Origin of the sequence: Luteirhabdus pelagi (assembly GCF_016827595.1) — a bacterium.
In the GTDB taxonomy this organism is placed as follows: Bacteria; Bacteroidota; Bacteroidia; order Flavobacteriales; family Flavobacteriaceae; genus Luteirhabdus; species Luteirhabdus pelagi.
The window spans coordinates 373,932-390,425 of sequence record NZ_JAECMS010000001.1; the positions used below are offsets into that span (position 1 = coordinate 373,932).

Here is a 16,494-nt window from a genome sequence, read left to right on the forward strand (position 1 = left end):
GCTGCTAAATTTAGAAAATTTTAACTGTTTAGCACCATATTCCATTTTTCTTTTACCGCATGCCATGAAAATTGCTCTGCCTTTTTTCGTGCCTTTAGCATCATTTCGCGAGTATCAGTAGGATTCGCCACTAGGGTTTCAAGGGTGGTTACCAAAACCTCGACGTTATTTGGAGGAACTAAAAGTCCGTCAACGCCATCTTCAACAAGAAAAGGTATACCCCCTACATTAGTAGATACAATGGGAAGTCCCAGAGCCATGGCTTCAATAACACTTAATGGTGTATTATCGACATTTGTAGTATTTAAAAAGATATGGAACTCTTTTGCTAATTCAGTCCATTCGGTTCTATCCAAAGCTCCTGTAAAGGTTACGGGAAGCGCATATTGCTCTACATAATCTTTACAAACATCCATCGATGCATCCTTTTCTGGACCTACCATTGTTAGTTCCGTTCGAATATTCTTATCATTTAATAGCTGTGCAGCCTTTATCGCCAACATGGGATTATATAATTCGGCAAAGGCGCGTACCCATAGAATCTTTAAGGGTTCAGAGATCGTTCTGTTTTTAAACGGAAATGCCGAAATGTCTAATGAATTCGGGATGTAGGTTATGTTGGAAAATCCAAATTCCTCAAATGCATTTTTTAAGAATTGGGAGGGAGCAATATTTTGGTGTGCATTACCAAACAATTTTCTACAAGTGTCGGGGTTCTGTGCCAGTCGCTTCGGCAAGTTGCCGCCATGAAGAATAGGAATATATGGTAGATTGAAGTATCGGCAAAGTCGGCCTACCCAAACGGCATACGTAAAATTTAAAGTGCTATAGGTGTCTATCAGAACCACATCAACCTTGTTGCGTTTTCGAACAACGGTATATACCATATGCATTAAACGAAAAAGTTTGTTCGAAATGCTGGAAACCTTAATAACGGAAAACCCTTCCTGTTGCAGCAACTCAGACAGGGTATCGATGGTCGTCGGATTCTGACGCTCATGTTTACGCTTGTTTCCTACGTAGAGAATTCTTCGCATTCGGTTTTACTACTGCAATTAATATTAGTCCATACATAAAAGCAGGTGCTGCCAATCGCATAGAGGAGTGGTTGATGGTAAGGAACCAAAATACATAAAAGGAGAAGAAATATAAATTGCTTCTATTTCGCAGGCGAAAAGCCAACGGTGATATCATAAGTATGCCAAGGGCACCGATTCCAAATATACCGTGTTCAGAGAGTATCCTACTTACCTCATTATGACTAGCGGCATACTCGCCAAGTCGTTCGAGTCGGAACTCTTTTGCTTTTCCGATACCTATTCCTGTAATTGGGTTGTCGAAAAAGGCTTGTAATTCGGTTTGTAACAGTTCTGTCCTACCAGTTGTTATATCTTGTTCCTCTCTACCGGCAGCATCCTGATTGGCATATCGTTTATCGATCAGTCCCATAGTAGCCACAGATGAGACTATCCAAGTAAGCAACATCAATACAGCAACAAAGGCCACTTTTGGAACAAAGGCGCTGCGTTCCCTTCTTCCTGACTTATAGAAATAAACTACCAGAAAGATTAATGCACAAGCAAGGGCAGTAATAACTCCTCCCCTTGAGAAAGTTATGATGGCTCGGTATCCTATATAGCCCAACAGACTTAAATCTATAATATTCACAAGTCTGTTTTTAATTAGAAAGAATCGGGAAAACAAGATAAACATTCCAAGTCCTAGAATTGTAGCTACTTGGTTTGGTCCAAATCCTCCTGAGGTAGCAAAATTGGACTCTGTATTGGTCAAGATATTTTTTAAATCGGGAGTATACAGATAAAGATAGGTAGCAGTCGTTACAATAGGCAATAAAATTGCTAGTAAAATTCCCTGAAGTCTTGCCGCAGGCATTTTTCGGCCGTAGCAATACAACGCTGCAATACCCAAGCAAATAGGACCGCTTAAATTGAACCCAATTGCGTTGGCAACATTTGTCCCATAATTAAGGTTCATAGCAGAGAATAAGATTCCGGGCACCAAGAACAAAAGATAAAAAGCATAGGGCCAGGATTGGCGCTTAAATCCTTTGAAAAACATCCCTATCGTCATAAATAGTATTACCGCATACTTTGCAAACTCATAGGTTAGGGCTCCGCCCGTCATTCGGGAAAATACTTCGTATCCCATAATATACCCAGCTGCCAATAACACTTCATCTTTCTTATTACCTGAACTAAAAACACGATACAGGAAGTACAGAAATATTCCAATAAAAAGAAATTTGGAGGCGAATTCCGCCAAATAGACCAAAACCCCCATTCCAATATGCAATAACAGCAATTGGATATAGGTTATCTTGGTAATTGGATTTCTTTTAAGCTTCACCATACGCTTTCATCAATTGGGGTAATATTCCTGGGAAAGTATAGGTATTTACTACCTTTTCATGAAATTGGTTCGCATAATGCTTTCGTTTTTCATCATCTTCCAGCAATTCGATTAGCGATGCCGATAGCGATGTACTATCATTAGGCGGAACGATGATTCCGTCGACACCAACAACTATTTTACATTCCCCAACATTCGTGCAAACCACCGCTAAGCCAGCAATACCATATTCCAAAAGTGCCACCGGCAATCCTTCGGAAGAAGAAGACAATACACCTATATCGGCCTGTTTCAATAGTTCTAGAACGTTCAGTTGTGGACCGTGTAAATGTACATTTTCGATGGCATTATCTACGATAAACGCTTTGATTTGTTCTGAATACGCCTCGTCTACTTCTTTTCCTATTAGATGGAGCGTGGCTTCAGGAAAACGATGTAGCACCCTTTGAAATGCCCGTAGCAACGTTAGGTGATCCTTTTGCTTCCGAAAATTAGCAAGACAAACTAGTCGAAGCCCTTTCTTCCCTGGAAGTTTCAAATCTGAAGAATCTTTTCCACCGTCACTATTAACGAAATTCGAAAGCATATAAACCTTCGTACATTTCAGGTTTTCTTCAGCCCATTTTTTTAGAGTAGTATTGACGGAAATGATAGTATTGAAATAGCGAGAGCATTTCTTCAACATAAAGAATTTTCGAGCAGCAAGGTGTTCACTTTCACCATAATGGTCGTGCCAAACCAAGTGTAGCTTAGGATAACGAATTTTGATTAAGGTCGCTAGAAAAAAACTAGAAGAGTGTGCGTGAAGCACTGTAATTTTGTGATCTTTCACAAACCGAGATAGTGTTCGGAAAGCTTTTATATCCAACGTACTGGTCTTCTCCAAAAATAAATAAGGTACGTTTTCTCGGATGGTTCCTTTCAGCAGTCCTTCTTTTCGTGTACTACAGATAAACGATGCCTCTACCCTATCTGCCAATGCATTTGCAAAGGAAACGGCCATTCGCTCGGCCCCACCGGGGGAAAGGGAATCGATAAGCTGTAGTACCCTCATTTATAACAATTTTTGAATTTCCTTTTCAAAACGATTCAATGTATAGTATTGCGACCATTCCTTTGCAGCCAAAGACTTTGATCGGAGGTCTTCGGGTGTTTTCAAAACTGCAGCAATCCGATCAGTATCCGTTTTCAAAGATAAGGACAGTAATATTCCTCTATTTTCGTTATCTAACATCCATGGGACACAGGAAATTGGCGTTGCTATGGGAACCAATCCAAAAAACATCGCTTCTGCGATTACCTTCGGCCATCCTTCCGACTGGGACGGCAGCATCAGAAAATGACTTTCCTTATATGCTTTTTCTATCATAGCAGCAGATTGATTTCCGTGAAAGGACACCAAATCTGTTAGCCCATTTGCACTTGAATACTGCTCTAGAACATTTCGCTTTACTCCGTCACCATAAACATCCAAGGATACTGCGATTCCTTTTTTGTAAAGTGCTTCAATTAATTTCAGTGCATACATCGGTCTTTTTCCAGGGGATAATGTTCCGACAAATAGAAATCGCCATGGTGGGAAAAAGTTTTTTTCTTCAATTTCTTCTTTTTTATCCTCCTTATACGTCGCTGTAAAGAAAGGTAGAATATTTTTTGATTGAGCAGGCCATTCGCCGTATACCAGCACATTCATATTTTTTGTTAGAAAACTATTTCCCAAAATCCATTTCTGTAATCGATAGCTCAGTGGCTGCTTTGCATTTGGATCCCAGTTACCCGCGTACTTAACGGTTTTTGGTTTTCCAGGAAAAAATAATTGAACAATACACCCTAGCAAACCAATATTTCCTGGACATCGTAAATGAATATGGTCAGCATTACGACAGGCTTTCAAAATTCGAAAAAATACTAACGGGATGACAAAAAGAGCCCGAATTGCCTGTCCTAAGGTTACAAATGAGAACGCCGGCACCTTTTTCCATATGATATCTTTCATGGTATAGGGACTCTCTATAACTGATGGTACATCCGAATTTGAATCAGGCGCTACCAATAATACCGAAGAAACATGCCTTCCCCAGATATTCATTTCACGAACATAAGGAGCGTAGGCATATATACATTCTTCCTTTAATGTATGGGGAACATGTGTAATGACGGCAAATTTCACAACAACGAATTATAAAAAACGATATTTTGCTCCAAAATAGAATCCTTTTCGTATTTCTTCAAGACTTCTTTGCGTCCAGCCTTCGCCATAGTTTCAGCTTCTTCTGGATGTTGAATGATAAACGTAATCTTCTCGGCTATATCCTTTGGATTATATACATCACATAATAATCCGGTTTCGCCATGATTGATGGTTTCAGGACCAGGGCCATATTCTGAAAAAATAACAGGTTTTTCCAACAGCATTGCCTCCAAGGTAACGAGACCTTGTGTTTCCATATGGGAAGGAAACACGCAAAGCGATGCTTCGGCATAATGTCGATTTAATTCTTCTCTCGGAACAGCACCGTGGAAAGTCACGTTTTCAAAATAGGAAGTATCATACGATTTTTGAAGGTTCTCAATGTATGAACTACCGTCGGGGTAGTACCAATCGCGTCCATAGAGATCCAGTTTCTTATCTGGGTATTTTGTTCGCACCAATTTAAAGGCTTCAATTAGCTGTCGTACCCCCTTCTTCTCGCAAACCGTTCCCGCAAAAAGAATATGATCCGATTTTACCGCAACGTCCGGAATGGAGATATCTGTTTCTATTGGATAATTAATAATCTCTAACGGCTTGTTATTGTACGATAGGTACTTAGCAGTATGCGATTTAACATATTGTGATACCGCTATAAAGCCATCGGCTCTTTTAAAACTTCGTTTTTCCAATTTCCCTTTACGCCAATTGACACCTCTATTTTCCGATTCGGCAAAGAAATGGTGCCCGCCATGCATTCGGATCACCTTTTTTGCCGGATGCTTTTTTGAAATGATGCCTAATCCCAATTCGGCCGATTCGATAATATCGATTGGATGTTCTTTGTGAAGCGCTCGTAACCTTTTGTTTAGTTGCACACTGTTATAAAGAAAATTGGGGAGTCTAGACTCGTTTCTTGAAAGTCTGATTAGTTTCACCCCTTGATCATCCAACTGTACTTCTTCTCTTTTGTCCCCCACTCCCAATATCGTAATGCGATGATCCTCTGCTGCCATAGCCCTTCCGAACGTCTGTAAAAACGTTCCTACGCCACCTGAAGCCCATAATGGATATTCATGCGATAGAAAAACGATATTCAATTTCTTATTTTTCATGCTCTAGGGTTTTAGACAAGGCGATACAATACGATTCTTTTTGAAAGTATTCTAACCAAATATTTCTATTCGCTCGCTGAAGTGAGACACAAGCCTCTTCGCTTAGCGAATCATGAAATTCAGTAATCTCTTTGGGTAAGCTTTTCAGGTTTTTTTCATCGACCGAAACAATATGCTTCGACCATTCTATCTGCTTTGGAAACGGTAGTCTACAATCGGTATTTAGCAGCACCGGAATTCTTCCCATCGCCAAGGTCTCGAAAAAGCGTACCGAAAAATTCCCGGTACCGCGCATGCAAAAGGTATAGAGGTTCCGCTGCATGTTTTCATAGAATTCTCGCTCTGTTCTCTTTCGCTCTGCTTCATCGTCGGCGCCTGCTCTATAGTTATCCCGATGAATAAAATCTGTTTGTATTCCCTCCGCCTTTTCCAAAAAGGAAAGATACTGAAAACGTTTTCGGCTAGATGGATAAAACCGCTGGATATCGGTCGCATCCTTGCCAAGTCTTCTCCGTACGTTTAATTTTTGATGCACTAACCATTCCCGAACCATTTTGCCTACCGTTCCATTAGAATGACCTACAAAACCAAGGGTAGGTATCGAAGATTTTTCCAATGATGAAAATTGAAGAACGGACCTATTGTGAGGATCGGAAAAAAATGGCGACATGATGAAGGTGGAATCCGAAAGTTTACTTTCAAAGCCTCCTAATCGGACTGTGATTACATTAGGATGTTTGGAGGTATGTCCATAATCGCCTCCCGTAAAAATCAAGACCTTCTTATTCAATCTTCTACATTCAACAATAAAACTGTCGACCTTAGAACCATATCCATTTTCTAGCAAGAATTGGATGTTCAGTGAGACAATCCCAAAATCGGCCTCTTCCAATCGATCTACAAACTTGTAATATTCTTGTAATGAAGTATTTTCTTGCTCCCATATTTCAAGAATGGGAAATGTATGATAGCTCGGTGCTTTTGGCCAAAGTTTGGATATGTAGTACAGCGATATCATTTGGACAATAATAAGTTAGCGATGTTTTCTGAAGCTTCCGTTATGGGATGATTCACGATTCTTTTCAGCCAATCTACTCGTTCCGGTCCGATACTGTTAGGATCTTCAAGTGCCGCTACGATTTTTTGGTACCATTCTGAAGGTGCCTTCACCCAGCCCACAGCTTCTAATTCCTTCATGGAGCGAAAGTGTTGAAAAGCATAAATAGTAGTCACCGACCAATTTGTATCTTCTTCCGCATCGTAAGCCACATAAAGGCAAGGAGTATCGAACATTGCGAAATCATGTGCCATAGTGGAACCTAAATTGATTACCAAGTCGCAATGCTTAGCAGTATTCACCAGCAAATCGATATCGGCATTCTTCGGATAGATAGCACCCCAATTTTTCCTATCGGTCGTCCAGATGGGCGCGATAGGAACAATGTCTTCAGAATAGGTCGCCAATACTTCATCATACCTTCCCGAAACATCCACCGGTGCTCTTCGAAAGATCAGCTGTGGTCTGTTCTCTTTTGGAAACGCCATTAGTGCCTTCGCAACATCTTCGAGATATTTGGGGTCGTAAGGCGAGGTAATTTCATCGTCGCCACTAAAGCAAATCCATTTTCTGGAAGCATCTAACCCATAGGTTAACGCAAATTCTTCACGGGAGATATAACGAGATTTGTCTTTATAAAACTCAAACTGTGGAGTCCCCGTAACCACTATTTGTTCTTCTTTCAGCTCAGGATGAAGCGATTGTAATTCCGCTTTCATATATTCCGACCAAACCGTATAGGTGTCAGCATTAATTGCCAAACTCGCCTTGGGTGTATTATCCCAGGAATAGATACAGCTAATGACGGGAATATTCAATTTTTTAGCGGCTAGACAAATGGGCAGTAAGGAAGCGACCCGTTGGTGGGTTATAAAAATAGCTTTCGGACGAATTTCAGTAAGTGTTTTCTCATACTGAAATACGCGCTTTAGCGGCCAAACGTTGGCAGCTTTTTTTTCTAGGGTAAGAATTCGTTCGTATTTTTTTGACGCCCATTTCCCTATTCTTTCCACCATCTCATAGAAGAGTTTCTTGCTGAAGGTACGCTTCTTTTTATTCCAATTTTGAAGTATGGTTTTATTTTGAAGAACCTGTGCATTATAAAGCAACCTAGCATACACAGCAGCTTCACGATACATTTTAGCTTTTTTTGGTTCGGTAGGAAGGTCGAAATGAAGGTAGTTGATAGCAATATCATGTAACTGCTCTACCTCAGCGATGGCAGGCTTCGTAAGGGTGGTCAAAAAACTTAGCTGTACTTCTTCACTTAAAAGTCTCGGAAGCTTTGAAAACAGATAATTTCGAGCACCAACACCGTCAGGGACTACAAACAAAATAGTATTCTTCTTTTCCGCCATGCCTCGATTAGTGTGAATCTTTCAAAAGTAAACTTGTATTTACCCACTGCCAAATATGGAAACTACTTTCTTGGTTTCCGTTTCGATACGTCTCCCACTCTCGCTCCAACCCCTTACTATCGAACCAAGGATACGCTTTAAGACTTTCTATTTGTGTGGCCACCCATTCTTCCAGATCATTCCCCAACCATTCCCGCTGCGGTGTCTGTAAGGGGCGTTTAGGGGCGTAGCGAATGGAATCGGACAAATAGGTGCCTACCAATTCGCGCAACAGGAATTTTTGCTGTCCTTTCCTGATTTTATAGGCAAGCGGTAAGGAAAATGCGAACTCGACCATCCGATAATCCAAAAAGGGTTCTCGCAATTCGGTGCTAGCAGCCATTGATACGCGATCGTTAAATCGAAGCGCACGCGGAATTTTGGTATAGAATAAATCTCGATATTGTAAGTTTTGGACAGTATCGTTAAAGGGTGTTGGGTATTCCGGTCGCTCGGTCAAATCCAATAATTCTTTTTTCAAAACGGATGGTCGAAAAGGAGATTTTCGTACCCCTTGAATTGTTGCGTTTCCCACTTTGGTGTAATAATCGTACCCGGCCCATTGTTCATCCATTCCCTGTCCGTCCAACAACACCTTTACTCCTTGCTGTCTTGCAACTTTAAAAATTTCGGCATACGCTAAGGTAGGTATACCCCCAAAAGGTTCATCCTGAACGTTAGCCATTGTATTACTCAAATGATCTACGGCATCCGCTCTCAACAATACTTTGTGAAGTGGAAATTCGGTGGTAGCCATCATTTCCTCTACATAGGAAACTTCATCATAGCGCGCATCATCGGTATAAAAAGTATAGGCATTGCTATTCGAACCTTTTAGGGTGTACTTCACAAATGCCAATAATGTTGAACTATCCAAACCACCGCTCACATTAAAACCTACTGGAACATCGGATCGAAAGCGTAACGCAATACTGTCCTTCAACAAGGTTTCATACCGTTCCAAGGCTTCTTCAAAAGATGTGATTTTTGGTTGTGATAAAATTTCTTTTTCAAAGTCATACCACTTTGAAACCTTCAGTTTATTATTCTCATAGGTAAGAACATGTCCGGCCGGTACTTGTTTGATAGCTTCCCAGAATGTTTCATCAGGCATACCGTAGCTTCCATAGGTAAAATAATTCGCCCAAACCTTTTCATCAGGAGTGCGCTTACTACCTGAAGCGAAAAGCGTTTTGATTTCAGAAGCAAAATAAAGGTGCTTGTTCTTTTCAACATAGTAGAACGGTTTCACTCCGAAACGATCACGCGCAGCGAAAAGCGATTTCATTTTTATATCCCAAATGGCAAAAGCGAACATCCCGTTCAGTTTTGGCAAGCATTTTTTTCCCCAATGAAGGTAGGCAGCTAACAATACTTCGGTGTCAGAGTTTGTTTGAAACGCATAATGAGCTTTCAACTCCTTTCGTAATTCCAAATAATTGTAAATCTCTCCATTGAAAACCAATACATAGCGTCCATCTGTTGAAGCAAACGGCTGTCGGGCGGCCGAAGTCAGGTCGATAATAGCTAATCGGTTATGTCCCAACGCGATACCTTCATCTAAATAGGTCCCCGTATAATCTGGACCCCGATGCTGTTGGGCAGTTATCATCCGCTGTAGTGCTTCCGATGAAGGTCGTTCACCAACGATTCCCGCTATTCCGCACATTCCCTATTATATTTTTCAGCGAGCGAAGTAGCGCGTTCCCAATCAGCTGGTGTATCGATGTTTACGTGCCATTCCGAATCGTTTGGGTAATACGCAATGGAGTTGCCGTAAAGGGAGTTCTGTTCCAGTATCACTTCTGTTTTGGTGATGTAAATACTGCCGTCCCGAATAAAGGCAGGTGGTAAATCCTGTCTTCGTCCAATAATGGTATCTTCTCCTGTGGCTATCTTTAAAAAGCCTTCGGCCGTAGGCTCAAATACCCAATGTGGATTGTACTCATGGGGTACGGCGAGGACTGAAACCAAGGAATCGGATCCTTTCTCCTTAAATTGCTGAATCGCTTTATCGATTACACCCGGTTGACGAAACGGTGACGTAACCTGTAATAAGCAAACGGCATCATAGGTTTCGCCCTGTTCCTGAAGTGTGTTTAGGGCATGTTGTACCACAGCCAACGAAGTCGCTGTATCGCTTGCTAATTCCATCGGTCGCGTAAACGGTACGGAAGCTCCAAATTGCTTCGCTAAATTTTGCAATTCGCTATCCTCTGAAGAAAACACAACCTTTTGAAGCGAATTAGCGTTCGTTGCGCTATCGAGGGTATATTGAAGCAAGGGCTTACCGTCCAATAGTTTCCTATTTTTTTGGGGAATCCCCTTACTTCCTGCACGGGCCGGTATAAGTCCCAAAACCTTCATCAATAGCTAATGGTTTTATGGTATCGAAGTTCGACCGTAGCCAATATATCTGCAATTTGCTTCCCACTATTGCCATTTCCGTAAACGGAACTTCTTTTATTTTTTGGATGGTGTAGTTGGGCTTCGATTCCTTCACGAATAGCCTCTTCGTTATACGAAACATCCAGCACATTATTTCCACGGAGGCGTTTGTTCTGACGGGTCCCAATGTTCACCACGGGCACACCTAAAAAGGCACATTCTCGAATTCCCACGCTACTATTTCCAACCAAGCACTTGCTATTTAGGAGTAAGCGAAGGAAATCCCTTGGCTCCATGTTCTTAAAAAAGTGAATGTTTTCTGGCTTTTCGATTTCACGGTACGAACGGATTCCATTGGAAGTCCCATCGGCACCAGCATCTACATTCGGCCAAAACCAAAAGGTTGGGATGCCAAGTTTATCGACTGCACGAAGTGTTTTTTGTACATCCTCTTTCGCTTGATGATATTCGGTGGTAACGGGATGCTGCATGACCACGATATAGTCTTTGTCTGCTGAAATGCTCGCGCCTACGCCACCATATTTTTCAATTGGGTTGAAGTCTAATGCCGGATTTTCCAACACTTCCGCTGCAATGTCGATTGATGGACAACCTGTATTGAAAACGAAGTCGGGATCCTCCCCTAGTTTTTGAACCCTTGCTTTAGCATCTTCCGACGTTACAAAGTGAATATCGGCTAATTTGGTATTGGCATGTCGTACTTTCTCATCGATATTTCCTGTTACCTCACCTCCTTGTAAATGGATTAATGGAATATTTTGGTACGCTGCCGCGATAGAGGTGGCAATGGTTTCAAACCGATCGGCTATTGTAAGTACAGCATCGGGGTTCAAATTGAAAAACACATTGGCAAGTTCCATCACTCCAAGTCCAGTGGTTTTTGCCATGGCGGTCTTGTTTTCGCCTTCCAGCACCATAAAAACCTTTTCATTCACTGTAAAACCATCCTTTTCGATGAAATCGACCGCATTGCCATAGCGATCCAAGAGTGCCGAACCGGCCACTACCAGTTGTAATTTTAACTTTGGATGCGCCTGAATGGCTTGAAGCGCTGTCTTCACCCTACTGTATGAAGGTCGGGCGGTAATGACAGCACAGATTTTCCGGATTGACATATTCGATTATTTCGAAGTAAAAATATAAAAATTGAGACAGGCAGGGCTATCGAACGGTTTCATTTTATGGAATCTCGATAGTATCTTCGGTTAGAAAATCCCATTGCTTCATATTTTGCGATAGTTTCTTTCCTATAACCGATTCAAATTTAGAGGCATCGAGGCCATATCCTTTTGGTTTTTTGGCTTCCAGATCCTCAAACCTTAATACATGGTTTTTTGACAGGTCTTTGTTTACCGCCAAGGATTTCTCGAAGATAGCTTTCACATCCCTAAACTTTGTAGTATCCGTATTATCCACGGGATGCTGTAGGGCTTTGTATATGTCGGAAGCACCTTCCTTCAACTGTTTTAATTCTTCCAAGGTAAGTGAAGAAGAAACATCAGGGCCAAATTGCTGTTTGCTAAAGACGACATGTACTTCCACGATTTCAGCACCTAAGGATACTGCTGCCAATCCCGTGGCTACCTTACCGGAATGATCGGAAAAGCCAACAGTAACCCCATACCTTTCTTTTAATTCCTGTATCACGTTGAAACCGTAATTCTCGGGTTGGGTCGGATATTGAGTGGTACATTGAAGAATGGAAAATTCTGCGTCATGCTTCTTCAGGAACGCTACAGCTTCATCCAATTCTTTAAATGAACTCATTCCACTGGAAAGGATGATGGGTTTTTGGGTTGAAACAATCTTTTTCAACAGTAAAAAATTGTTTACTTCACCACTTCCAATCTTGTAGTATTCCACTCCCGCTTCTTCTAACACATCTACCGCTTCATTGCTAAACGGACTACTAATAAAGGTTAAACCGACCTCCTTACAATGATTTCCAATTTCCTTCCATTGTTCAGTTGAAAACTCCATTCGCTTCCAATAGTCGAAGCGTGTTTTATCCTGTGTTGAAAATTTCACGCGGAACGGCTCGTGCATGCTACTTTCAGCTGCTGCGATATGCGTTTGGAATTTAATCGCATCAACCCCAGTTTTAGCCACGGCATCGATGTAAGCATGTACCATTCCGAGGCTGCCATCGTGTGCCTGCCCGATTTCAGCTATAATAAAAGGTGGTTTAATATTCATCATATCCTCGTTTTAGTCCCATTCGTTTAAAAAAGAACGGACGTGTATATTGGTTCAACCAAAGTCGGTTAATTGCTTTTTTTACTCCATATCCTATGCTACTTCGCTTCGGGGGCGGAATTTGTTGTGATGAAGCTACAATCCCATCATCATTATTCGAAGCAACCTTATGCATCCAAGGCTCAATCTGATTTCCGATATGGAAGGCATAACTTTTAGGAGTTGCCAAGCGCCAAAAGCCAGCACGATCGTTCGGCAGGTCGATATAATCTCTATCGGCAGCAGCCGCATACGCCCAATGACTTCCCGTTTTGGGTGCTTTTTCAAATACTTCCTTACGTAGGGTCGCCACAAAATGACCACACCCTACCACGGCTGTCACGCCATTTTTTTCGATAGTGAGTTGGGAGTGCAACCTGCTTTTCTTTTTATACATGCTTTCTTCACTTCCAACGCTTCTCGCGAAACGCAGTAAATCTTCTTCTGAACATATAGATTGGAACGTCAACCTTCCGGAGAAAAAACCATCGAAGAGCGTATTTTCAGTATGCGCGCGATATAAGGTCGGATTCGGAACCGGGGCTACCATCCCAGCTTTTGGAAAGTTCAAGAAAATTTCCTCTACAGCTTGCATCCATCCCGAGGTAAAGAGCACATCGCCATCGCTCAGGGTTATGAGTGGTTCTTCCGATGTTCTGGCTATGGGAATCATAGCATCGATTTTCCCAATATTATTTTTATAATGGACGAGCTGATCGATCTTTCCGGTTTTATATAATTGCTGTAAAAAATCGGTGACTTCCTTGCAACTTCCATTGTTTACAATCGTAAGAAGAGACTTGTCGTGTTTGGTAGCAAGTAGCGACGAAATACACAATTTGGTTACGGCCATTCCGTGCTCGAAGTAGCCTTCAAGATTCGGCACATAAATGGGAACGATGATACGGTGATAGCCGTAGGAATTGAGCTTCTTATCTTTTTCTGGATTTACCCCTTTACGCATTAGACTTAATATTAGCGATTTTTCGAAGGCATCTATTCGGGAATGCAAACTTTTCAAAGCTACTAAACTGCAATGATTTTTCAGGATAGGCCAATCGATGATTTCGTACTTCCATAGTAACCAACCTAGAGGCAATTCGGTGTAACACCCATTTGTTCCGCACGCCCATTGCCTTAAAATTATCCATCATTTTTAGTCCGATACCCAAATAAGCAGCGCGTTTCTTAGAGAGTCGGTTGGCAGCTTCATAGATGCGATATTCGGCTAAGGGCTCTTGTATGTAGTGGATTTCATGTCTAAAAAAGAGACGTTGATAAAAATCGATGTCTTCTCCAACCTTAATCGTTTCATCGAATTTTAAACCAGCATCAAACACTTCTTTACGAATTAATGGCGTCGGCGACTTTACTACCCATACACCCAAGGCATTCCAAAATACATAACCAGATCGTTTATGGGCTTTATTCCTTGAGGCGCCAATGATCTCACCTGTATTGTTACCAGTTTCATCTATCACCACTGCAGCACTGTGGACGCAATCCACTTTAGGCGCTGCTTGTAGAACTGAAACCTGTATCTCTAGCTTATCTTCCTTCCAACGGTCATCGTCGTCCAAAAATGCAATATAATTCCCTCTTGCCAAATTCACTCCAAAGTTACGAGCCGAAGAAAGCCCCCCATTTTCCTTAAAATAATAATGACAATTTTTAAATTTTTCGCAAATAGCCTTCGCATAGGGTTTTTCAGAACCATCATCTACCACGATAATCTCTATGGATGAATAGGTTTGCTTCTCAACACTCTCAATAGCCTCTTCAAGATAATCGGGGCGATTGAAAGTTGGAATGATAACACTTACTAAGGCTTCTTTATTCATCTGCCTAAGGTAAGTCTTTTAAGAATGCGCTTCAAAATACCGGAAACCGTATTGCGTTTCGCATGATATACTTCCCTTTCCAAGTGAAGTAGCCTGCGATAATCTTCATAATACACCCCCAACACCTCCATAAATAACGCGATATCTTCTTCTTCCTTTTTCTTGTGAAAGTCCTTATCGTTACTAACACCGCTTAAATCAAATTCTGTTAGTGCGATTGGTACATGTGAAAATTGAAACTGATCACTCACCAAACAGGAAAGATAAAAATGCCGGTCTGCAGCAATGCGATAATCTTCACGATAGCTACCCATTTTCTCAAAAACACTTTTATGAAATAAGGTACTTTGATGGGGAAGCGATGATTTCAAAAAAAACAAGGGTGTTACCGTATCGGGATATTGCTTCCCTCCTTCTTCAAATGTATAATCACCATAGATGATTTCTCCTTCAAATTTTTTATGAGAAACAAAGGCTTCCAAAATAGATCCATCGGTCAAGGCATCGCCACTATTTAGGAAAAGAAGGAAGTCGCCACTAGCCTTTGCCATTCCCTTATTCATCGCATTAAAAATGCCGGTATCAGGCTCACTTACCCAATACTGAAGCGCACCAGAGTAGGTCTCCAGATATTCCGCACTGCCATCGGTAGAATTTCCATCAATTACGATATACTCAATTTCGGGGTAGGTCTGTTCCGCCACCGACCGCATCGTTTTCTTCAACCCTTCTAGATTATTGAAGTTGATGGTTATAATGGAAATAAGTGGATTATTCATCTCTTGTTTGGGTGTACCACTGGTACATGTTTTCTATACCCTCTTCCAAGGATACCGTCGCCTTCCATCCCATGGTATTGATTTTATCGACATCGGTTACCTTTCGCATGGTACCATCTGGTTTGTCGGTATTAAAATAGAAATCACCTTCGAAACCAACAATATCTTTAATAGATTTTGCTAATTCTGCAATGGAACAATCTTTTCCGGTTCCAATGTTGAAGTGGGTATTCCGAATTTCATTCTTATCGTTACGATCATAGTTCGTTAGAATATCGCTAAAAGAAACCTTTTCCATCAAAAACACACAGGCTTCTGCCATATCGTTTACCCACAAAAATTCGCGCATGGGTTTGCCGCTTCCCCAGATTTCCACTGAAACAGTATCATTCTCTTTCTTAAGACCGAAATCGTTCAACTTCTGAACGATGGTTTCTTCTGAAGCCGAACCGTCCACGCCCTCAATAGGTAAACTGTTCAAATCGTTTCGAATGCTATCCCAGTCGCCCTCTTCCCAACAATGTCCGATATGTATTTTCCGAAGCAAAGCCGGAAGCACATGTGCTTTTTCCAAATCGAAGTTGTCGTTCGGACCGTATAGATTCGTCGGCATAGCCGCAATATAATCGGTGCCGTATTGAAGGTTATAGCTTTCACACAACTTTATCCCGGCAATCTTGGCAATGGCGTAGGGTTCGTTGGTGTATTCTAGAGGAGCGGTCAGTAACGAATCTTCTTTCAAAGGCTGTTCTGCTTCCTTTGGATAGATACAGGTACTTCCCAAGAACAGTAACTTTTTTACGTCATGCTTATAACTCTGATGAATCACATTGTTCTGGATCATCAGGTTTTCATAGATAAATTCTGCGCGGTACTTATTATTGGCAGCGATACCTCCCACCTTGGCAGCCGCTAAAAACACATAGTCGGGCTTTTCTGAAGCGAAAAAATCGGCTACGGCCTGCGTATCCGTTAGATCAAGTTCGGCATGTGTGCGTGTAATCAGGTTTTGAAAGCCCGATTGTTGAAGTTTTCGAAAAATGGCGCTTCCTACCAATCCGCGATGTCCTGCTACAAATATCCTTGCGTCTTTCTCCATA

15 protein-coding genes are annotated in these 16,494 nt (G+C 41.6%); all 15 read right to left on the reverse strand.

Annotated elements, in window-relative coordinates; all coding sequences use genetic code 11:
* Positions 1–20: 20 nt before the first annotated feature.
* The 15 genes from I4Q58_RS01725 to I4Q58_RS01795 all read right to left on the reverse strand — a co-directional run bounded on the left by I4Q58_RS01725 (position 21) and on the right by I4Q58_RS01795 (position 16,493).
* Complete coding sequence (locus I4Q58_RS01725; RefSeq protein ID WP_203293100.1) at positions 21–1,037, reverse strand: glycosyltransferase family 4 protein; 1,017 nt, start codon at positions 1,035–1,037, stop codon at positions 21–23.
* On the reverse strand, positions 1,003–2,370 hold the full coding sequence (locus tag I4Q58_RS01730; RefSeq protein ID WP_203293102.1) for an O-antigen ligase family protein: 1,368 nt from the start codon (positions 2,368–2,370) through the stop codon (positions 1,003–1,005). Before I4Q58_RS01730 ends, I4Q58_RS01725 begins: the two co-directional genes overlap by 35 nt.
* Complete coding sequence (locus I4Q58_RS01735; RefSeq protein WP_203293104.1) at positions 2,357–3,424, reverse strand: glycosyltransferase; 1,068 nt, start codon at positions 3,422–3,424, stop codon at positions 2,357–2,359. The genes I4Q58_RS01730 and I4Q58_RS01735 overlap by 14 nt, the downstream gene beginning before the upstream one ends.
* Complete coding sequence (locus I4Q58_RS01740) at positions 3,425–4,540, reverse strand: glycosyltransferase family 4 protein (protein WP_203293106.1); 1,116 nt, start codon at positions 4,538–4,540, stop codon at positions 3,425–3,427. It abuts the gene before it with no gap.
* Complete coding sequence (locus tag I4Q58_RS01745; protein WP_236002797.1) at positions 4,537–5,676, reverse strand: glycosyltransferase family 4 protein; 1,140 nt, start codon at positions 5,674–5,676, stop codon at positions 4,537–4,539. The genes I4Q58_RS01740 and I4Q58_RS01745 overlap by 4 nt, the downstream gene beginning before the upstream one ends.
* Entirely contained in the window at positions 5,666–6,694 is a 1,029-nt protein-coding gene (locus I4Q58_RS01750) for an exostosin domain-containing protein (RefSeq protein WP_203293108.1), read from the reverse strand. Before I4Q58_RS01750 ends, I4Q58_RS01745 begins: the two co-directional genes overlap by 11 nt.
* Positions 6,691–8,091 carry a glycosyltransferase family protein gene (locus tag I4Q58_RS01755; RefSeq protein ID WP_203293110.1) on the reverse strand — a complete coding sequence of 467 codons (1,401 nt, stop codon included), beginning with the start codon at positions 8,089–8,091 and terminating at the stop codon, positions 6,691–6,693. The genes I4Q58_RS01750 and I4Q58_RS01755 overlap by 4 nt, the downstream gene beginning before the upstream one ends.
* A gap of 7 nt (positions 8,092–8,098) precedes the next feature.
* Entirely contained in the window at positions 8,099–9,799 is a 1,701-nt protein-coding gene (gene asnB / locus I4Q58_RS01760; protein WP_203293112.1) for an asparagine synthase (glutamine-hydrolyzing), read from the reverse strand.
* Positions 9,787–10,497, reverse strand: a complete 711-nt coding sequence (locus I4Q58_RS01765; protein WP_203294328.1) for an acylneuraminate cytidylyltransferase family protein — start codon at positions 10,495–10,497, stop codon at positions 9,787–9,789. Before I4Q58_RS01765 ends, asnB begins: the two co-directional genes overlap by 13 nt.
* Positions 10,497–11,654: a UDP-N-acetylglucosamine 2-epimerase gene (gene neuC, locus I4Q58_RS01770; protein WP_203293114.1), complete on the reverse strand. Its 1,158-nt coding sequence runs from the start codon at positions 11,652–11,654 to the stop codon at positions 10,497–10,499. Before neuC ends, I4Q58_RS01765 begins: the two co-directional genes overlap by 1 nt.
* 64 nt (positions 11,655–11,718) lie before the next feature.
* A complete protein-coding gene (locus I4Q58_RS01775) occupies positions 11,719–12,735 on the reverse strand; it encodes an N-acetylneuraminate synthase family protein (RefSeq protein WP_203294330.1) in 1,017 nt (338 codons plus the stop codon).
* Positions 12,725–13,738: a glycosyltransferase family A protein gene (locus I4Q58_RS01780; protein ID WP_203293116.1), complete on the reverse strand. Its 1,014-nt coding sequence runs from the start codon at positions 13,736–13,738 to the stop codon at positions 12,725–12,727. Before I4Q58_RS01780 ends, I4Q58_RS01775 begins: the two co-directional genes overlap by 11 nt.
* Entirely contained in the window at positions 13,731–14,615 is an 885-nt protein-coding gene (locus I4Q58_RS01785; RefSeq protein WP_203293118.1) for a glycosyltransferase family 2 protein, read from the reverse strand. Before I4Q58_RS01785 ends, I4Q58_RS01780 begins: the two co-directional genes overlap by 8 nt.
* A complete protein-coding gene (locus I4Q58_RS01790; RefSeq protein WP_203293120.1) occupies positions 14,612–15,394 on the reverse strand; it encodes a glycosyltransferase family 2 protein in 783 nt (260 codons plus the stop codon). The genes I4Q58_RS01785 and I4Q58_RS01790 overlap by 4 nt, the downstream gene beginning before the upstream one ends.
* Positions 15,387–16,493 carry a GDP-L-fucose synthase family protein gene (locus I4Q58_RS01795; protein ID WP_203293122.1) on the reverse strand — a complete coding sequence of 369 codons (1,107 nt, stop codon included), beginning with the start codon at positions 16,491–16,493 and terminating at the stop codon, positions 15,387–15,389. Before I4Q58_RS01795 ends, I4Q58_RS01790 begins: the two co-directional genes overlap by 8 nt.
* Position 16,494: the final 1 nt, after the last annotated feature.